The organism is Rossellomorea sp. GCM10028870 (assembly GCF_042666755.1).
Lineage (GTDB): Bacteria > Bacillota > Bacilli > Bacillales > Bacillaceae_B > Rossellomorea.
Window position 1 is genome coordinate 143596 of sequence record NZ_JBHTGN010000004.1, and the last position, 21073, is coordinate 164668.

A 21073-nucleotide genomic window follows, 5' to 3' on the forward strand; every position below is an offset into this window, starting at 1 on the left:
GAGTCCATGGAAGTTAAGCTTCATGATATTGGGGAAGGCATGACCGAAGCCAATATCAATCACTTTCTTGTAAAAGTGGGAGATGTCGTAAAAGCCGATCAACCATTAGTAGAGGTTCAAACAGATAAAATGACTGCGGAGATTCCGGCACCTTTTTCAGGTGTGATCAAGGAATTTACGGTAAGTGAAGGGGAAACGATTCCAGTGGGATCCACTGTTCTGTTAATGGATCATGAACAAGTGAAACAGACTGGAGGCGAGCGATCCATTTCACAAACAACTCAAGTGTTGAAGAAAAGAAGGATCCTTGCATCCCCGTATACGAGGAAAATAGCAAGGGAGAATGGTATCAACATAGAGGAAGTGGTTGGTTCCGGAGTGGGAGGCAGAATACTTGATGAAGACATTTTCCTTTATATGAAAGGAGAAAGTCATACATCTCAACAGCCAGTGGAAGAATCTAAATCCGTCACACCTGCAGCATCAAAAGAATCCGGCACAAAGACCATTCCTTTTCGAGGCAGACGCAAACAAATTGCTTCTAAAATGTCACAGTCACTCAGAACGATCCCGCACTGTACCCATTTTGAAGAAATCGATGTTACGAATCTGCTATCCTGGAAAGATACCATGAAAGTGAGCGGCGGGTCCATTTCCGTTGGAGCTTATTTTATCAAAGCCATTTCTATCTGTTTGAAAGAGTTTCCAATCTTCAATGCCCGTCTCAATGAACAGGAGGAGTGTGTCGAGCTCCAGTCCCATCACAATATTGGAATCGCTGTAGATGCAGACGAAGGACTGATTGTCCCCGTCATAAAACATGTTGAAGGGAAAACAATGAAGGACATCCACAGAGAAATGAAGACACTGACCATTAACGCACAGGAAGGCAAGTTAACGATGAAAGATATCAAAGGCGGAACCTTCACGGTCAGTAACGTAGGGCCCCTGAACGGGTCGATCGGAGCCACTCCGATCATTAACGAACCGGAAGTTGCCCTCCTCGCTTTCCATAAGACGAAGAAACGCCCTATGGTGAATGATAAGGATGAAATTGTCGTCCGCTCCATGATGAATGTGTCTATGTCGTTTGACCACAGAGTGGTAGATGGCGGAACGGCCGTGAAGTTTACAAATCGATTACGGGATTTGATCGAACAGCCCGAGTCCATGCTTTTGGAGTTGATGTAAATGGTAGTGGGAGAGATCACAGAAGATAAAGAGATTGTCGTCATCGGGGGAGGTCCAGGCGGCTATCATGCAGCCATTCGAGCTGCGGGTTTAGGACTGAATGTGACGCTGATCGAAAGAGAAGAGCTGGGCGGGACCTGCTTGAATAAAGGCTGCATTCCATCAAAAGTCTTTACCCATTTTGCCCAAGAATTCAAAAAGACGAAGCACCTGAAAGAGATGGGGATGGAGTTTGGGGAAGTAGAAGCAAATCTTTCTACTCTTCAAAGCTATAAAAATAAAAAAATCACACAGCTTCGAAAAGGTGTGGAATCCCTTTGTAAAGCGAATAAGATTGAGATCGTAAAGGGTTCTGCATCCTTCCTGTCAGAATCCCGCATTGGAGTTGAAAACGGTCATGAGTTTTCCCTCTTTAATTTCAAGCAGTCCATCGTCGCGACTGGTGGTGAATTTCATTACCCGGAGGGGATAGAATTTGATTCGACTCTTGTACTGAAGGAGAGAGAAATTTTTCAGCTGGAGGAAATACCAGAGGAACTCATCGTATACGGGGGCGATTATATTTCCTTAGAGATCGCGTCTGTTTTCTCCCTATTGGGCAGCAGCGTCACGCTTATTTTAAATGATGAATTTTCATTTGACTCTTCTATTTCAAAAGAGCTATTCAGGCAATTGAAAAAGCAGAAAATCAATGTGATCAAGAATTCGACCGTGCAAACTGCGAGCCAAACAGAAGGGAAAGTCATGGTGAGGCTGGACAAAGAGAACGGGGAAGTGGTTTCTTTGGAAGGCTCTCATTTTGTGGGGAGCGGAATAGTAAAGCCGAATATAAGCGACCTTGGCCTTGACCGTCTGGGCCTTGAGCTGACAGAAGAAGGCTATATCCATACGGATTATCAGGGAAGAACCTCCATTCCAACTATATGGGCGATCGGCGATGTAACGGAAGGTCCGTCCCTCGCAGTCAAAGCGATCAAACAGGGGAAGGCGGCTGCAGAGGCGATGGCTGGGCTAGAGGTGGAGGTAGATCTGCAGTTTGTGCCGACGGTGGTGCAGATGAGCCCGCCAATTGCGTGTGCGGGCCTTACCGAGGAGGAAGCACGAGAGGAAGGTTATTCGGTTAGAGTGAGTGAGAACCCTGTCAGAGGAAACGGGTACGCTCAGCTGACGGATGAAAAGGATGGATTCGTGAAAGTCGTGTCAGACAGTGAAACGGATTTGATTCTTGGGATTCATATAATGGGGATGGGAGCAGCCGAGTTGATCACCTCAGGGGTGCTTGGCCTTGAAATGGCAGCGAGAGATGAGGACTTTCGCTTTCCTGTATATCCTCATCCAAGTATGAACGAAAGCTTATTAGAAGCGGTTGAAGGATTAAAGGGAGACGCCGTGCACATGCCTCCCCGAAAAAAAGAGCTGGCGAGATAAAGTGAGGGACACGCTTTTACGCAGAGAAGCGTTTAAGCTTTACTAGCGACTCTTGAGAAGTTCTAGAAAACTATTTAATATAATATTCAGAATAAATTAACGTTTAATGGAGGGTTCAGGATGCAAGAGAATGTAGCAAAAAAGCAGGTTAAAGTAGAAGATGTCTTCCCGGTAAGAGATGTCGATTATTTAGAGTATTATACGGGAAATGCAAAGCAGGCCGCCCACTTCTTCTGTACGGCATTCGGATTTAAGACCGTTGCCTATTCAGGACTGGAAACAGGAAATCGTGACACAGTATCCTATGTACTGCAACAAAATAAAGTACGATTGGTGATTACAGGAAGCCTGCACGAAGGCAGCCGGGTGTCCCAATTCGTGAAGCATCACGGGGACGGCATTAAAGATATCGCCCTTGTGGTGGATGATGTTGAAAAGGCTTACACTGGAGCGGTGTCCCGCGGCGCGATTGAAATCATGCCCCCTTCTACGCTCGAAGATGATAACGGAAAACTGAAAAAAGCCATCATTGGTACATACGGGGATACGATTCACACCCTTGTAGAACGTAAAGATTATAAGGGGATCTTCATGCCAGGCTTTGAAAAGTATGATTCTTCGCTGAAAAATGAAGATGCAGGCATCATCGCTGTCGATCATGTAGTAGGAAACGTGGAGCGCATGGAAGAGTGGGTGGAGTATTACGAAAAAGTGATGGGCTTTAAGGAAATGCGTCATTTTACGAATGAAGATATTACAACAGAATACTCTGCCCTTATGTCGAAGGTGATGCATAACGGCGGTCGAATCAAATTCCCGATCAATGAGCCGGCCGAAGGAAAACGCAAATCACAAATCCAGGAATACCTTGAATTCTATGGTGGTCCCGGCGTTCAGCATATTGCCATCTTAACCGAAGACATCGTGAAAACAGTCGGTATTTTAAAAGAAAACGGGGTGGAATTCCTTAACACGCCGGATTCCTATTACGACATGCTTTCAGAGCGTGTAGGGGAAATCGACGAAGAGATTTCTAAAATCAAAGAGTTGAATATTTTAGTAGACCGTGATGACGAAGGCTACCTGCTTCAAATTTTCACAAAACCAATCGTGGACCGTCCAACCCTATTCATTGAAGTGATTCAACGAAAAGGTGCAAGAGGATTCGGAGAAGGAAACTTCAAAGCATTATTCGAATCCATCGAGCGGGAGCAGGAACGCAGAGGAAACCTATAAAAATAAAAAAATAGATAGATAGAACATATATAACGGGGGTCAAAGGACCGGTCAGGGGGTTAACTCATGAAGAGATTAGCTGCTTCTACTCATAATATCGTACAGATTGCGGGTACTATATTTGAACGAGAAGATAAGCTAACACGTGAGTCAACCCCCTTCATCCATGAGGAAGGCGGGGATTCATGTATGGCACTGAAGTTCAAAACAAGAGAAGCGGTCTCACATATCGCTCCATATGTGCTGGGGAAAACGCTCTCAGACTTACAGAAGGAGCATGGTCTGAGCTCTATCAGAAAGCTATCAGAAAATGAAAACATATATGGCTGCTCTTCAAAAGTGAAGCAGTGGTTTAAAGAAAACGGAAGCGACTTGTTTTTGTATCCAGACGGAGCTGCCGTCGACCTTAGTCATAAGGTAGCGACATTTTTAGGAGTGCCTAAGGAACAGCTCGTGTTTGGGAATGGCTCGGATGAAGTGATCCGATTATTGACGAGGGCCTATTTGAGTAACGGTGACGCAGCCATTATGGCGGACGTTACTTTTCCCAGGTATCAAACCAATGTGTTCTTAGAAGGGGGCACCCCGATTATCGTTCCTTTAGTCAACGGTACTCATGACCTGCAAGCGATGCACGACCAGATCACCCCGAGCACCAAGATGATCTTTGTGTGTAATCCCAATAATCCTACCGGGACCATCGTCGGAAAGAAAGAGCTCCTGGAATTTATCGGGAGGGTACCGTCGCATATATTGGTGGTAGTGGATGAAGCCTATATGGAATACGTCACAACCGATGATTATTTAGAAACCTTGCCGCTGCTGTCAACATTCGAAAATCTGATTGTTCTTAGAACATTTTCAAAGATATATGGCCTTGCGGGATTAAGAGTCGGTTTCGGCGTCATGAACCAAGAAATAGCTGAACAGCTCCGAAAAGTGAAAGATGTCTTCAATGTAAATACGGTTGCTCAGAAGTCAGCGGTCATCGCCCTTGAAGATCAGGCATTTATAAGAGAGTGTACTCATAAGAACGAGCAGGGTCGCCTCTTTTTAGAAGGGGAGTTTGACCGTCTGGGTGTATCCTATTTCCCCTCTCAATCGAACTTTATCATGGTGGATACCGGATTGAATGGTGACACGGTCTCATATGAGCTTGTGAAAAGGGGATTGGTCGTCCGTTCAGGAACTCTTCTTGGGTACCCAACGACCGTACGGGTCACGATTGGAACAGAAGAGGATAACAAGAGGTTCATACAAGCGTTGGAAGATATTTTACAAAGTGAAGGGGTGAAATAGATGGATATCAAACCGCATACTCTTCAGTGGCAGGATGCTTATAAATTAATGATTGGCTCGATTTTACCGCGTCCGATTGCGTTCGTTTCATCTCTTGATGAAGGAGGGAATGCGAATCTTGCACCATACAGCTTTTTTACGGCCATTTGTGCCGACCCGATGCTCGTCTGCTTCTCTCCCATGAGAAAGGGAAAGGATGGCAGCAAAAAAGATACCCTTGAAAATATCGAAAAGACGAAGGAATTCGTCATCAATATCGTCAGTGAAGAGTTCGTGGAGAAAATGAATAATTGTGCCATCGAATATGAATCTGGCGTTGATGAATTCGAACAAGTCGGTCTGACGAAGGAAGAGTCCATCATGGTAAAGCCTCCTGGAGTATCTGAAAGCAAGGTTCAATTAGAATGCGTTCTTCATGAGGTTCTCCACTTCGGCGATCATCCTGGTGCAGGGAGTCTTGTGATCGGGAAGGTAGAATGCGTCAGAATCGATGACGAACTCTATTACGACGGCAAAATAGATTCAGAGAAGTTAAAGCCGGTAGGAAGACTGGCTGGACAAATGTACACCAAACCATTATCCGATTCATTTGAATTGATCCGAAAAAGGTGATGACACGTGAAGCTGGTTAGCTTTTTAAAAGAAGGAGAAGTAAGAGCGGGAAAAGTTCAGGATGAACTTGTCGTAGACATCCATGCTGTGAGCGGAGGTTTGCTCCCTAAAGATATGTTATCCATCATCGAGCTTGGAGACGAAGGCCTAAAACGGATGAAGGAGCTCGGCACCTTTTCAGAAAAAGACAAAGGAGTGTATTCACTACGTGATGTCACCCTGTTGTCGCCGATTCCAAGGCCTGTCAGCATACGTGATTTCTATGCATTTGAAGAGCATGTGAAAACGGCACGTAAACGGAGGGGACTCGATGTGGTTCCAGAATGGTATGACATCCCCGTCTTTTATTTTACCAATCACTTAGCTATAAAAGGTCCTGGCGATCACATCGCAAAACCTGCTGGATGTGAGTGGCTCGATTATGAATTGGAAATCGCCTGCGTTATTGGCAGAGAAGGAAAAACCATTTCAAAAGAAAACGCAGAAGACCATATATACGGCTATTTCATCATGAATGATTGGAGTGCCAGAGACATCCAGAAGCATGAGATGAAAGTAGGACTTGGACCCGCGAAAGGAAAGGATTTTGCCACTTCTTTCGGTCCTTATTTAGTGACGAAGGATGAACTGGAAACCTATCGCAAGGGAAACCGTTTTGATCTTCCTATGTCGGCAAAAGTGAATGGGATACTTTTATCCGAGGGGAATTATCAGGACATCCATTATACTTTTGCAGACATGATCGAGCGCGCCTCGCAAGACGTCACCCTGTATCCCGGCGAAGTGATTGGATCTGGAACTGTTGGAACAGGATGTATATTGGAGCTGGGTCCTGAAACGCATCCATGGTTGAAGTCGGGGGACTTGGTGGAATTAGAGATTAGAGGATTAGGAGTCTTGAGTAATACGATTGCAAAGAAAAGAGAGGAGGAGAACCATGTACTATCGTCAACTGGGGAAAATACCTCACAAACGTCACACCATGTTTAAAAAGGATGATGGCACGCTCTACAGGGAGCAGGTCATGGGGACGAAGGGGTTCTCGGGAACACAGTCGATTCTGTATCATCATCATTTGCCGACGGCTGTGGCGAAGACAGAGTATTTAGGGAGTTATATGCCGGAGTTTGAGGAAGAGGGTGCTCTCCGTCATCGACATTTCTTTACAGACAGAGTCGAGAAAAAAGGCTGTGCCTTAAAGAGCCGTGAATATTTACTCGGTAATTCGGACTTATTGATTGGAACAGCCTATGTCACAGAAAAGATGACAAGCTTTTACCGAAATGGTGATGGAGATGAAATGCTATATATCCATTTTGGTAAAGGGCAGGTAGAGACGATGTTCGGAACCCTCACCTATGGAAAAGGGGATTATGTGGTGATTCCGATCGGGACCATCTACCGTGTCGTTCCTGAAGAAGAGACGAAGATGCTGATCGTCGAGTCCTTCAGTCAGATTACCACACCTCGCCGTTATCGAAATGAGTACGGACAATTACTGGAGCACAGTCCGTTTTGTGAGCGGGATTTACGAGGACCTGAGAGGCTTGCAACGATGGATGAAGAAGGAGAATTCGAAGTGATCACCAAATCAAGGGGAGCGCTTCATTCCCATGTGTTAAATCATCATCCACTGGACGTTGTCGGCTGGGATGGTTATCTTTATCCTTGGGTATTCAACATTGAGGACTTTGAGCCGATCACAGGGCGTGTGCATCAGCCGCCTCCTGTTCATCAAACGTTTGAAGGGCATAACTTCGTTGTCTGCTCATTTGTTCCAAGACTATATGACTACCATCCGGAATCGATTCCGGCTCCTTATAATCACAGCAACGTGAACAGCGATGAGCTGCTGTACTATGTGGAAGGAAACTTCATGAGCAGAAAGGGAATCAAAGAAGGATCGATTACCCTCCATCCGAGCGGGATTCCACACGGTCCACATCCAGGAACGACAGAAGCCAGTATCGGGAAAAAAGAAACCCTGGAGCTTGCCGTTATGATCGATACTTTCAAACCGTTGAAGATCGTTAAAAAAGCAAAGGATGTCGAAGATCCGAATTATATGTTTACATGGGTGTAAAGGAAGAATCAATCCAAAGACCGTCCGGTTACTTGGGTTGATTCTTTTTTATTTATATACAGTTTAAAATAGTGGCGACTGCTTTTTGGGAGAATATATTTCTTTATGAAAGATTATTCATTCCTGTAGAAAAAATAAAATTACATTCTGGTTTGAAAGGCATTACGGATTATGGGAATGAAAGGTTTTAATAGAATTCATTACATATTGGTGATCGTCTTACCAGATTAATAATCATTCATCCCTACAAATTAATAGAAAAATGAATTCTCAATTATGAAAAAGAAGTGAGAATATATCAGTCAGATACACACAGGTCTAAACTCCCCTAAACCCCCATTCCCATAGGATTTTGTCGAAAAATATCTGATTGGGCTCCTCATGGGATCTGAAGCGTCATTCACCCTGTTAATAAAAAAAATCCAAAATATTTTTTTCTCCCAATAAACTCTATAAGGACAAAGATGTAAGCGTTTACTTATAATCAGATAAATCTAAATAGTCAAAAAATTTACGAAAAGCCTGTTGACCTTCCCGGGAAACGGGAGTAATATTGTCCTCAATAAAAAAATATGAACCAGCAGGAAGCAACAACCACAACTTATTCCAAACTGCTGTTCAACAGGCTCCAAAGCAACTGGAGAAATCGTCCTTCAGTGCAAAAATAAAATTCGAAAAATTAAATAAATTCTCACCAGGAAAGGAATGATTAACATGAACGAACAATGGATCTACTTAGACGGGCAATACGTAAAAAAGGAAGACGCAGTTGTATCTGTGTACGACCATGGTTTTCTATATGGAGATGGAGTGTTCGAAGGGATTCGAATGTACGATGGGAATGTGTTCCGTCTAGAAGAACATGTTGATCGCCTTTATGACTCTGCGAAATCAATCATGTTGCATATCGAAGTATCGAAAGAAGAGATGTGTGACATTATCGTCGATACATTGAAAAAGAATCAACTAGAGAATGCCTACATACGTGTGGTCATTTCTAGAGGTGTTGGAAACTTAGGGTTGGATCCATTTACTTGTAGAAAACCACAAATCATTGTCATTGCAGAACAATTAGCCCTGTTCCCTAAAAGCTTATACGAAACAGGCATCGATATCGTTACAGTAGCAAGCCGCCGTAACCGTGCAGATGTTCTTTCACCAAAAGTTAAATCCTTAAACTACTTAAATAATATTCTGGTAAAAATCGAAGCCAATCTGGCTGGTGTAAGTGAAGCGTTAATGCTTAACGATCAAGGATATGTAGCTGAAGGATCAGCCGACAATATCTTCATTGTCAAAAAAGGAAAAATCTTAACCCCGCCCGGATATGTAGGGGCCCTTGAAGGAATCACCCGTAATGCAATCATCGAGATTGCCGAAAAGCTCGGATTCGAGATGAAGGAAGAAGTCTTCACCCGTCATGATGTATATACAGCGGATGAAGTGTTCTTAACTGGGACAGCCGCAGAAGTCATTGCCGTTGTAAAGGTTGATGGCCGCGTAATCGGTGAAGGGAAACCTGGAAAGTATACAACCCAATTATTGCAGGAGTTCAGAAACACTGTCACGCAAGATGGAAGAAAAGTTTACAAACAAAATGCTCAAGTTGGCTAAGTTGGAGGTGATGACGTGCGAAGTGACATGATCAAAAAAGGAATCGACCGGGCTCCTCACCGCAGTTTACTGTACGCTACGGGAGTGAAGCTTGAAGACTTGGAAAAACCATTCATCGGGGTGTGTAACTCATACATTGATATCATTCCCGGTCATATGCATTTAAACGGATTTGCCCAAGTGGTAAAAGAAGCGATCCGGGAAGCGGGCGGCATTCCATTCGAATTCAATACAATCGGTGTTGACGATGGGATCGCCATGGGACATATCGGGATGAGGTACTCATTACCAAGTCGGGAACTGATCGCCGACTCAGCAGAAACCGTCATCAATGCTCACTGGTTTGACGGAGTGTTCTACATTCCAAACTGTGACAAGATCACACCGGGAATGCTCATGTCGGCAGTCCGGACGAATGTCCCTTCTGTCTTTGTATCGGGAGGCCCGATGGAAGCGGGGGTTTCGAGCGAAGGGAAGCCATTATCACTCGTATCCGTTTTCGAGGGAGTTGGGGCCCATCAGTCAGGAAGGATGACGGCTGAACAGCTTCTTGACATAGAAGCCAATGCATGTCCGACTTGCGGATCATGCTCGGGGATGTTCACAGCGAACTCCATGAATTCCCTGATGGAAATGCTCGGGATGGCTCCTCCGGGAAATGGAACAATCGTTGCCACCTCTGATGAGCGACATCAGTTAATCAAGGATGCGGCCAAATATTTAGTGGAAATGGTAAAGAAGGATATTAAACCAAGAGACATCATTACGGAAGATACAATCGACGATGCATTTGCTTTAGATATGGCTATGGGAGGTTCCACCAATACCGTCCTTCATACACTAGCCATTGCGAATGAGGCGGAGATTGATTACGACATCAACCGTATCAATAAAGTCGCAGAACGAGTACCTTATTTATCCAAGATAAGCCCAGCCTCTGATTACTCCATGCAGGACGTTCATAATGCTGGAGGGGTCAGCGCCATTATTAAAGAATTATGTGAAATGGGGGCTGTACACAAGGATCGAATCACGGTAACAGGAAAGTCCCTTTATGAGAACGTACAAGATGCTCATATTCAAAATGACGATGTCATCCGTCGCAGGGACAACGCTCACAGTCCAGTCGGAGGATTATCCGTACTCTTTGGAAATATTGCTCCAAATGGTGGGGTCATCAAAGTCGGAGCAGTCGACCCGTCCATCAAAACCTTTATGGGTGAAGCGATTGTATACGAATCCCAGGATGACGCCCTTGCTGGAATTGAAAGTGGAGAAGTGAAAGAAGGGCATGTAGTGGTGATCCGTTATGAAGGGCCAAAGGGTGGTCCGGGGATGCCGGAGATGCTGGCACCAACGGCAGCCATTGCAGGAAGAGGCCTGGAAAAGAAAGTGGCACTCATGACAGACGGTCGATTTTCAGGAGCATCACGAGGCATTTCAATCGGTCATGTCTCACCGGAAGCTGCTGAAGGAGGACCAATCGGTGTTGTTGAAAATGGAGATCCCATCTTCATAGATTTAACGAATCGAACGATTTCCCTCATGGTTTCAGAAACGGAACTTCAGTTCAGGCAAAAGGAGTGGGTACAGCCCCCTCCGAAGATCAGAAAAGGTTACTTAGCACGATATGCCAAGCTTGTAACATCAGCTAGTACAGGTGGAATTTTGAAAACGGAATAAAGTAAAGCGTTGAAGAGGTAAAAGGGTTGGAAATCGTATTTTCAGAGAGCTGGTGGTGCTGCAAACCAGTAATACATCCAATACCGACATCCCCTCTGAGTATCGTTCTGAACCTCTAAAAGTAGGAACGATCGAGTAGATGCTACTCGTTACAAAAACAAAGGCTGGTGAAACCGATCAGCCTGCAAAGGGAGATGATATCCGTTATCTCTGAATTAGGGTGGTACCGTGGAAAGGATGAAGACCTTTTCGCCCCTGCGAAAGATGAACTCTGTCGTAGTGGGTGAAAAGGTCTTTTTTGTTTGGGAAATTGGATTGATATAGCTCAGGCGGTTCCCCGCCGGTGCTTTTAATATATCCAGCTCCGGCGGCTAGGCCCTCGAGGTCATAAGTCAATCTCGCCAAAAAGGCAAAAGGCGCCTTTTCAGCGACCTTGCCTTATGCATGTCGGGCCTGACCAAGCCGCCTGTGCTTTTAATAAAAGGAGGAGATAGGAAATGAGAGCGAAAGTAGAGGCAGAACCGGCTTCACAGACACTAACAGAAAACGTCAACGGTGCTGATATGCTCATGAAAGCTTTAAGGGAGGAAAAGGTTGAGATTCTGTTTGGATATCCTGGGGGAGCGGTCTTGCCGATTTACGATGCTCTTTACAAAGCCCCGATCAAGCACGTACTTGCCCGCCATGAGCAGGGGGCCATCCACGCGGCGGAAGGATATGCCAGGGTGTCAGGGAAACCGGGTGTGGTGATTGCCACATCGGGACCGGGAGCTACGAATCTTGTGACAGGGATTGCAGATGCCATGATGGATTCATTGCCTCTGGTGGTCTTTACTGGGCAGGTGGCTTCAGGGGTGATCGGAACTGATGCATTCCAGGAAGCGGACGTTGTTGGCATTACGATGCCGATCACAAAGCATAATTATCAGGTTCGGGATATTAAAGACTTACCGAGGATTGTGAAGGAAGCCTTTCATATCGCATCAACCGGAAGGCCTGGACCCGTACTCGTCGACATTCCGAAAGACTTGACCCTGCAGCAAGCGTATCCGGCACACGAAGTAGAAATGGACTTACCGGGGTATCAGCCTAACTTTTATCCAAATCCCCTCCAAATCAAGAAACTGGTGGATGCCATTAAGGTTTCCAGACAGCCGGTCATCTTAGCCGGGGCAGGAGTACTTCACGGAAAGGCAACAGAAGAACTGAAGAGTTTCGCAGAGCAATATGACATTCCTGTGATTCATACCCTTTTAGGTTTAGGCGGATTTCCTGCTGATCATCCGTTGTTTCTAGGTATGGCAGGGATGCACGGATGCTATGCAAGCAATATGGCCATTCATGAATGTGACTTGCTCATCAATATCGGAGCAAGATTTGATGACCGGTTAACAGGGAATCTTGCTACCTTTGCACCACGGGCCAAAGTGGTCCATATCGACATCGATCCAGCTGAGATCGGGAAGAATGTTGAAACACAGATACCAATCGTTGCCGATGCGAAACAGGCACTTGCTAAACTCCTTCAACATGAAACGGAAAAGCCCGATTTCGATGCCTGGCATCAGCATCTTAAGTCATATAAACGGGAATATCCTTTCTGGTATAACCAGGCTCACGATGTGCTCTCTCCTCAACGCTTGATTGAACAGGTATACGAAATGACGAACGGGGAAGCGGTTGTCACCACGGACGTGGGACAGCATCAAATGTGGGCGGCACAATACTACTCCTTCAAAAAGCCGAATAATTGGGTCACATCCGGAGGGCTTGGCACGATGGGATTCGGATTTCCGGCAGCAATCGGAGCCCAGTTAGCAAACCCATCAAGTACGGTGGTTGCCTTTGTAGGAGATGGCGGATTCCAAATGACTCTGCAAGAGCTGATACTGCTAAAAGAGCTGAACCTTCCCGTTAAGGTGGTTATTCTTAATAACGGTACACTGGGAATGGTGAGACAGTGGCAGGAAACCTTCTTTGAAGAAAGATACTCTCAATCGGTGTTCTCCACCCAGCCTGATTTTGTGAAACTGGCTGAATCGTACGGAATCAAGGGGTATCAAGTGAAAACCCAGGAGGAAGTCGATTCTGTTTTAAAAGAAGCCTTAACGAGTGATGAACCAGTGCTCATTGATTGCTGGGTGAATCCAAAGGAAAATGTCTACCCGATGGTAGCTCCAGGTAAGGGATTACACGAAATGTTAGGAGTGAAACCATGAGGAAACGGATTGTAACGGCTCTCGTTCATAACCGGAGCGGTGTATTAAATCGAGTAACCGGATTGTTTACAAAGCGTCAGTTCAACATCGAAAGCATTTCAGTCGGCTATACAGAAGTCGAAGGAATTTCAAGAATGACTTTTGTCGTCAATGTAGAAGACGATCGCAAAATCGAACAGCTTTTAAAACAGCTGCATAAACAAATTGATGTCCTCAAGGTTTCAGACATCACCGATCAAGGAGTCGTCGCAAGAGAATTGGCACTCATCAAAGTGTTAAGTACAGGGCAGACGAGATCCGAAATCAATGGGATCGTAGAACCCTTCAGAGCCGCCATCATTGATGTGGCAAGAGACAGCGTAACCGTCCAGGTAACAGGTGAAACATCCAAGATAGAAGCCATCATTGATCTATTAAGACCTTATGGCATCAAAGAAATCGCCCGAACAGGCATCACAGCTTTCGCAAGGGGCAATGGGAAATCAGTTACGGAAATAAAACAGTATTCAATCGTGAATTAGAAGCTGTAGCGATGAAAATCACATTTAAAAAAAACTTACTATTCAAAAAATGGAGAGGATGAGGGAAATGGTAAAGGTATATTATAACGGAGATGTGAATGAAGAGGTTTTAAAAGGGAAGAAGGTAGCGGTTGTTGGTTATGGCTCACAAGGTCACGCACATGCTCAAAACCTGAAGGAAAGCGGATTTGATGTTGTAGTGGGATTGAGAAAAGGAAAGTCGTGGGACCAGGCGGAAAAGGACGGATTCGATGTCTACTCCGTCCGCGAAGCAAGTGAACAGGCAGATGTCATCATGGTTCTTCTGCCGGATGAGCATCAGCCGAAAGTATATGAAGCAGAAATCAAACCGGCCCTGTCACCAGGTAAAGCACTGGCATTTGCACACGGATTTAATATCCATTTCCATCAAGTCGTTCCTCCGGAAGATGTAGATGTATTCCTGGTAGCGCCGAAAGGACCGGGACACCTGGTAAGAAGAACATTTGAAGAGGGAGCCGGAGTACCAGCACTCTTTGGGGTTTATCAAGATGCTTCAGGTCAAGCAGGTGAACTGGCCCTTGCGTATGCAAAAGGGGTAGGTGCCGGACGTGCAGGGATTCTTGAAACATCCTTCCAGGAAGAAACAGAAACCGATCTATTCGGGGAACAGGCGGTTCTGTGTGGAGGAGTGACATCCCTTGTAAAAGCAGGATTCGAAACGCTGGTCGAAGCCGGTTATCAAAAAGAGGTCGCCTATTTCGAGTGTTTACACGAATTGAAGCTGATCGTTGACCTAATGTATGAGCAAGGATTAGAAGGAATGCGTTACTCGATCTCCGACACAGCCCAATGGGGAGACTTCGTTTCAGGTCCGCGAGTTGTGAACGAAGAAACGAAAGCCCGCATGAAGGAAGTATTAACGGATATCCAAACAGGGAAATTTGCGAAGGGATGGATCTTGGAGAATCAGGCGAACCGTCCAGAGTTTAACGCGATCAACCAGCGTGAAAGTCAGCACCCGATTGAAGTGGTTGGAAAAGAGCTTCGTAAAATGATGCCTTTTGTACAGAAACCTTCTACTAAAGAAAAGGAAGTGGTTGCGAGTGCGAACCATTGAGATTTTTGACACAACCCTACGAGATGGTGAACAGTCAGCGGGCGTAAATCTGAATACGATTGAAAAAATCGAGGTTGCGAAGCAGCTTGAAAGGCTGGGAGTAGACGTCATTGAAGCCGGGTTTCCTGCAGCTTCCAAAGGAGACTTCGATGCCGTGCAGCGGATCGGTTCCACGATCAAGAACAGCTCTGTTACGGGGCTTGCTCGTGCTCAACAGCGGGACATCGATGCGGTATGGGAATCGCTTAAAGGAACGGCAGAACCAAGGCTGCATGTGTTCCTGGCCACCTCTCCCATTCACATGACTCATAAGCTGAAGATGACACCGGATCAGGTCATCGATACAGCGGTCCAGGCCGTTCAGTACGCGAAGAAATTTTTCCCGGTGGTTCAGTGGTCGGCAGAAGATGCGTGCCGGACAGACTTGAATTTCTTGGTGAAGATCATGGAGAGAGTCATTGCAGCAGGGGCTTCGGTCATTAACCTTCCTGATACGGTAGGGTATATTACCCCTCATAAATACGGTGAATTGTTTCGGTACGTAAGAGAAAACGTTCCGAATATCAACGGAGTAAAGCTATCTGCTCATTGTCATGATGATCTGGGAATGGCCACAGCCAATTCACTGGCTGCCATTGAAAACGGAGCGGATCAAATCGAAGGAACGATCAATGGGATCGGGGAAAGAGCTGGGAATGCTGCTCTGGAAGAGATCGCAGTCGCTCTTAGAATCCGGGAAGATTTTTACGGTGCGACAACCCGCCTGAAGCTGGATGAAATTAAGAAAACAAGCTCTCTTGTCAGTAAGCTGACGGGGATGAGAGTACCGGCTAACAAAGCGGTTGTTGGTGATAATGCTTTCGCTCATGAATCAGGCATTCATCAGGACGGAATGCTGAAGGAAAAAACTACGTACGAAATCATCACCCCTGAACTGATCGGAGTGAATGCAACCCGACTGGTACTGGGAAAACACTCAGGACGTCACGCCTTTAAAAATAAAGTGGTTGAATTAGGATTTGAACTTTCAGATGAGAAGCTTAATGAAGCATTTCATGCATTCAAGGATCTGGCTGATAAGAAGAAGGAAATCGTCGATGAAGATCTCTTCAGCATCCTGACGAATAAGCAAACTGAAATGGCCGAAGCTGTCGGATTTACATTAGAAAGAATGCAGGTCCAATACGGCATGGGCAATATCCCGACGGCTACGATCGAATTGAAGTTTGAAGACGGCAGCGTAACCCAGCTCGCTTCAACGGGGTCAGGAAGTGTAGAAGCCATCTACAATACAATCGAAAAGATCCTGCCGAGTCCTTCCAGATTATTAGATTACAAGATCAACTCAGTCGGAGGGGGCCGGGATGCCCTTGCAGAAGTATATGTCCGACTCGAATATAACGGAGAAAACACTAGTGGACGAGGAACCGCCCAGGATGTATTAGAAGCATCGGCACGGGCTTATTTAAATGCCGTGAATCGCTCAGCTCAACGGAAATCACACTCCAGGGAGCCCGAAGCGGTGGAAGCGAGCTTATAAACTATGGGAGCCTTGTCATTCTAGGCTCCTCATACAAACCAAAAACAGGAGGTAATTCTAATGAAGAAAAAAATCGCTGTACTACCAGGAGACGGTATCGGTCAAGAGATCATGGACGGGGCATTAGAAGTACTGAAAGCAGTGGGTGATTGGTTCGGTCATGAGTTCGAGGTAGAAAAGGGTCATATCGGTGGCTCTGCCGTTGATCGCTTCGGTACACCATTACCTCCTGAAACAATCAAGCTTTGTAAAAATAGTGATGCCGTATTGCTTGGGGCTGTAGGAGGACCAAAATGGGAGCATCTTCCGAAAGAGCTTCGTCCTGAAAAAGGGCTCCTGGCCATCCGTAAAGAGTTCGACTTATTCGCGAACCTGCGCCCGGTTAAAGCATTTGAAAGTTTACTTGGTGCTTCCCCGTTAAAGCGTGACATCGTTGAAGAAGTAGACTTAGTGATTGTCCGGGAACTGACAGGGGGATTGTACTTCGGTCAGCCGTCGGGTCGTCAAGGAAAAAGGGATGAAGTAGCCGTCGATACACTGGTCTATGAAAAAAGTGAAATCGAACGGATCGTTCATAAAGCCTTCAAGCTGGCTCAAAAACGCAAGAAGAAATTAACGTCCGTTGACAAGGCAAATGTTTTGGAAACAAGTCGAATGTGGCGCGAAGTCGTGAATGAAGTGGCGGCTGATTACCCGGATGTGGAAGTGGAGCACATGCTGGTCGATGTCGCTGCCATGAAGCTGATGTATCAGCCGAAGCAATTCGATGTACTGGTGACTGAGAATATGTTCGGGGATATCCTGAGTGACGAGGCCTCCATGATCACAGGCTCACTGGGAATGCTGCCTTCCGCCAGTTTAAGAGGAGACTCCTTCGGTCTTTACGAACCGGTACACGGGTCTGCACCTGATATCGCTGGAAAAGGAAAAGCAAATCCACTGGCTATGATTCTATCGGTTGCCATGATGCTGCGTCATTCCTTTGGCTTAAAAGAAGAAGCTGAAATGATTGAAATGGCCGTTCAGGAAGTATTGAATGCCGGATACCGTACAGGAGATCTTTGGACGATGGGTCGTGGAACCGTTGTAGGAACGGGTGCCATGAGTCAGCTGGTTGTGGAGAGGTTGGAAGCGGATCATGCGCTGTCTTCGATCTTGGCGGCGTACTTGTAGGATAGAATTTGCTGGGATTGCTTTTGTGTAAGCAATTAGATAATAAAGAAGTTGATTGGAGCGGAAAGCAATCACTACTCACTCAGCAACCATTCAACCAAAACAGTCTTAACTGAATAATAATCTTACGAAACCAGGAGGGAGTTCATGGCAGGGAAAAATATCATCGAAAAGATATGGGAAAAACACATTGTGCACAGAGAAAAGGGAAAGCCGGATTTATTGTATATTGATCTGCACCTTGTACATGAAGTAACGTCTCCCCAAGCATTTGAAGGTCTTCGCTTAAAGAATCGCAAGGTGAGAAGACCGGATTTAACGTATGCCACGATGGATCATAACGTACCGACGAGAGAGCGTCACATCATCAGAGATGAAATTGCTCGGCTGCAAATGGATACGTTGAAGAAAAATTGTCAGGAATTCGGCGTCACTCTAGCCGATATTCACCATCCTGATCAAGGGATTGTCCACGTTATCGGACCTGAGCTCGGTTTGACACAGCCAGGAAAAACGATTGTATGTGGAGACAGCCATACTTCAACACACGGAGCGTTCGGAGCACTGGCCTTTGGGATTGGGACGAGTGAAGTGGAACATGTATTGGCAACCCAAACCCTCTGGCAATCGAAGCCAAAAACACTTCAAGTCGAAGTGTCCGGAGAGTTGGGATTCGGTGTCACGGCCAAAGACGTAATCTTAAACATCATCTCTACCTACGGGGTAGGATTTGGAACCGGTTATGTCATCGAATTCACGGGTGACGTGATCCGCAATCTATCAATGGAAGAAAGAATGACCGTCTGTAATATGAGCATTGAAGCAGGAGCCAAGGCAGGTTTAATCAGTCCCGACGAGACGACCTTCGAATATTTAGAAGGAAGAGAATATCTGCCTAAGGATAAACCGTTTGAACAATGTAGAGAAGAGTGGCGATTGCTAACGAGCGACAGTGACGCAACTTATGATCACAAAATTGAGGTGAAGGGTGAAGAAATCGAACCTCATGTAACTTGGGGAACGAACCCTGGAATGGGCGCGGGGATTTCAAGGTCCGTCCCTCACCCAGGGGAGTACCGGGATCCTTCTGAGAGAGAAGGGGTTGAAAGGGCGCTTCAATACATGGGGCTCGAGGCGGGAATGAGAATCGAGGACATTGAGGTTGACTATGTGTTCATTGGTTCGTGTACGAATTCACGCTTGAGTGACTTGAGAGCGGCGGCTGAGGTGGTAAAAGGGCATACTGTAAAGCAGGGCGTGACCGCTTTGGTTGTTCCGGGCTCGTTTAAAGTGAAGAAAGAGGCTGAAGAGCAAGGCATTGATACCATTTTTAAAGAAGCAGGATTCCAGTGGAGGGAAGCTGGCTGCAGCATGTGTCTGGCTATGAATGATGATATCGTGCCCCCAGGCAAACGCTGTGCATCTACTTCCAACCGGAACTTTGAAGGCAGGCAAGGTAATGGCTCTAGAACGCATCTACTCAGCCCATCCATGGCCGCTGCGGCTGCCGTGACCGGAAAACTGACAGATGTACGAAAGCTTGAAAAAATGCCGATTTCTTAGGAGGTGAAAAGATGGCAATCAATCATGTGGAAGGAAAAGTGTTTCCTCTTAGGAGAGACAATGTAGATACCGATCAAATCATACCAAAACAGTTCTTAAAAAGGATCGAGCGTAAAGGCTTTGGTCAGTATTTGTTTTATCATTGGCGGTTTGAAGACGACGGGAAATCGCTAAGAGACGACTTCTCATTAGATACACCTCAGTATCAAAACGCCGAGATTCTCCTTGGCGGAAAGAATTTTGGGTGCGGTTCTTCGAGGGAACACGCCCCCTGGGCCCTTCAGGACTATGGGTTTAAAGTGATCATAGCGAAAAGCTTCGCAGATATTTTTTATAACAATTGTTTGAAAAATGGGATCCTTCCGATTCAACTGGATGAAAAAACAGTGGATGCCCTTTTGAAAAATGAGAGCCATGTAGATTTATATAAAATTGAAGTGTCCCTTGAGCATCAGACGATTTGTGATTCAGAAGGATTACGCGTCTCTTTTGACATTGATCCTTACTGGAAGACGATGCTTCTGAAAGGACTGGATGAGATTGATTTGACGTTACATTACGGAAATAATATTGAAGAATACGAAAAAAATTATGAGGTGAGTAGCTTGGGAATTTAATGGATAACACTGAAGTTGTAGAAGCGATGGAAAGAATCAGTCATCAGGTGCATCGAACACCGTTAAAGCAATCATCGACGCTGAATACGTTCACTGGTGGAGAGATCTATTTGAAAATGGAGAACCTGCAGCGAACAGGTTCCTTCAAAGTAAGAGGCGCAATGAATAAAATCATGTCATTGTCTGAAGAAGAAGCGGGAAGAGGCATCATTGCCGCATCTGCAGGAAATCATGCCCAAGGTGTGGCACTGGCTTCCTCCCTGCGCGGAGTTCCGTCGAAAATCTTCATGCCGAAACGAACACCTTCCACAAAAATAGCGGCAACGAAACATTACGGAGCTGAAATTGTCCTGACTGGAGACACCTATCAGGAAGCTTACGGGGCAGCACTTGAAGAGAAAGTCAAAAATGGCTCAACGTATGTTCATGCATTTGATGATCATAAAGTGATGGCTGGGCAAGGGACAGTCGCACTGGAAATGCTTCAGCAACTCAGTGATTTAGACATGATCCTGGTACCTGTTGGCGGAGGCGGTCTGTTGGCCGGAATGGCACTGGCCGTTAAAACCTTTAACCCGCGAGTGAAAATCGTTGGCGTACAGGCACTGGGAGCACCGGCTACGTATAACTTTTTTACAGGCAGAAACAAAGGATCCCTGGAGCATGTGCACACCATTGCCGATGGCATCCTGGTGAAGAAGCCTGGAGAACTCACGTTTCCGATCATCCGAGAACTTGTAGACGATATGGTCACCGTTACGGATGAAGAAATCTCCTATAGCATCATGTTTATGCTTCAACGGGAAAAAACGCTGGTTGAAGGAGCAGGAGCAGCATCCTTAGCGGCAGCCATGTGCCAAAAGCTCAAGGTACATGGAAAGAAAGTCGGCTGTGTCATCAGTGGCGGTAATGCCGATCCAAGCAAGATTCCTGTGTATCGGGATCTATCCAAAATGGCCAGACAGCTGCATCATATTGTGTAAAAGAAGGGCGGCTCTTAACTGCGTGTTAGTTAGGAGCGGTCCTCTGTTATTAATAGGGGTTTTTACTTTGTTCACAATTTGGCGCAACAAAGTCGGAAAGTGGCACAAGTTTGGCGGGAAGTGGCACAACAACCGAGGGATAGCACTCTAAGGCGTACAAAATCAGCTCAAATTTTGCCTGAAGTTCCCTACGAAACACTGTTCATGTCACA

17 protein-coding genes and 1 other annotated feature are annotated in these 21073 nt (G+C 45.8%); all 17 genes read left to right on the forward strand.

Annotation, left to right across the window (positions count from 1 at the left end):
- The first annotated feature begins 6 nt into the window (after positions 1-6).
- Positions 7-1191, forward strand: coding sequence for a dihydrolipoamide acetyltransferase family protein (locus ACFQWC_RS17005; RefSeq protein ID WP_377108626.1), 1185 nt, complete (start codon positions 7-9; stop codon positions 1189-1191).
- Positions 1192-2619 (forward strand): dihydrolipoyl dehydrogenase, encoded by a 1428-nt coding sequence (gene lpdA, locus ACFQWC_RS17010; RefSeq protein WP_341357306.1) that lies wholly within the window; start codon positions 1192-1194, stop codon positions 2617-2619. It abuts the gene before it with no gap.
- A 120-nt stretch (positions 2620-2739) separates the two neighbouring features.
- A complete protein-coding gene (gene hppD, locus ACFQWC_RS17015) occupies positions 2740-3855 on the forward strand; it encodes a 4-hydroxyphenylpyruvate dioxygenase (protein ID WP_341357307.1) in 1116 nt (371 codons plus the stop codon).
- Positions 3856-3921: 66 nt separating this feature from the next.
- The gene (hisC, locus tag ACFQWC_RS17020; RefSeq protein ID WP_377108629.1) at positions 3922-5154 is read left to right on the forward strand and encodes a histidinol-phosphate transaminase; all 1233 of its coding nucleotides are present in this window, start codon (positions 3922-3924) and stop codon (positions 5152-5154) included.
- Positions 5155-5766 carry a flavin reductase family protein gene (locus ACFQWC_RS17025; protein ID WP_299741416.1) on the forward strand — a complete coding sequence of 204 codons (612 nt, stop codon included), beginning with the start codon at positions 5155-5157 and terminating at the stop codon, positions 5764-5766. It abuts the gene before it with no gap.
- A gap of 6 nt (positions 5767-5772) precedes the next feature.
- The gene (locus ACFQWC_RS17030; protein ID WP_341357309.1) at positions 5773-6756 is read left to right on the forward strand and encodes a fumarylacetoacetate hydrolase family protein; all 984 of its coding nucleotides are present in this window, start codon (positions 5773-5775) and stop codon (positions 6754-6756) included.
- Positions 6704-7849 (forward strand): homogentisate 1,2-dioxygenase, encoded by a 1146-nt coding sequence (locus ACFQWC_RS17035; protein WP_341357310.1) that lies wholly within the window; start codon positions 6704-6706, stop codon positions 7847-7849. Before ACFQWC_RS17030 ends, ACFQWC_RS17035 begins: the two co-directional genes overlap by 53 nt.
- A gap of 714 nt (positions 7850-8563) precedes the next feature.
- A complete protein-coding gene (gene ilvE, locus ACFQWC_RS17040; RefSeq protein WP_299741419.1) occupies positions 8564-9463 on the forward strand; it encodes a branched-chain-amino-acid transaminase in 900 nt (299 codons plus the stop codon).
- Between the two features lie 15 nt (positions 9464-9478).
- Complete coding sequence (gene ilvD / locus ACFQWC_RS17045; protein WP_299741420.1) at positions 9479-11146, forward strand: dihydroxy-acid dehydratase; 1668 nt, start codon at positions 9479-9481, stop codon at positions 11144-11146.
- Positions 11147-11406, forward strand: a binding site (T-box leader).
- Positions 11407-11643: 237 nt separating this feature from the next.
- A complete protein-coding gene (ilvB, locus tag ACFQWC_RS17050; RefSeq protein WP_299741421.1) occupies positions 11644-13365 on the forward strand; it encodes an acetolactate synthase large subunit in 1722 nt (573 codons plus the stop codon).
- Entirely contained in the window at positions 13362-13886 is a 525-nt protein-coding gene (gene ilvN, locus ACFQWC_RS17055; RefSeq protein WP_299741422.1) for an acetolactate synthase small subunit, read from the forward strand. Before ilvB ends, ilvN begins: the two co-directional genes overlap by 4 nt.
- 67 nt (positions 13887-13953) lie before the next feature.
- Positions 13954-14985 (forward strand): ketol-acid reductoisomerase, encoded by a 1032-nt coding sequence (gene ilvC, locus ACFQWC_RS17060; RefSeq protein WP_299741423.1) that lies wholly within the window; start codon positions 13954-13956, stop codon positions 14983-14985.
- Complete coding sequence (locus tag ACFQWC_RS17065; RefSeq protein ID WP_377108633.1) at positions 14972-16525, forward strand: 2-isopropylmalate synthase; 1554 nt, start codon at positions 14972-14974, stop codon at positions 16523-16525. The genes ilvC and ACFQWC_RS17065 overlap by 14 nt, the downstream gene beginning before the upstream one ends.
- Before the next feature lie 60 nt (positions 16526-16585).
- Positions 16586-17698, forward strand: a complete 1113-nt coding sequence (gene leuB, locus ACFQWC_RS17070; protein ID WP_377108635.1) for a 3-isopropylmalate dehydrogenase — start codon at positions 16586-16588, stop codon at positions 17696-17698.
- A gap of 147 nt (positions 17699-17845) precedes the next feature.
- Complete coding sequence (leuC, locus tag ACFQWC_RS17075; protein ID WP_299741426.1) at positions 17846-19261, forward strand: 3-isopropylmalate dehydratase large subunit; 1416 nt, start codon at positions 17846-17848, stop codon at positions 19259-19261.
- Between the two features lie 11 nt (positions 19262-19272).
- Positions 19273-19878 (forward strand): 3-isopropylmalate dehydratase small subunit, encoded by a 606-nt coding sequence (gene leuD, locus ACFQWC_RS17080; protein ID WP_377108637.1) that lies wholly within the window; start codon positions 19273-19275, stop codon positions 19876-19878.
- A complete protein-coding gene (ilvA, locus tag ACFQWC_RS17085; protein WP_299741428.1) occupies positions 19878-20861 on the forward strand; it encodes a threonine ammonia-lyase in 984 nt (327 codons plus the stop codon). The genes leuD and ilvA overlap by 1 nt, the downstream gene beginning before the upstream one ends.
- Positions 20862-21073: the final 212 nt, after the last annotated feature.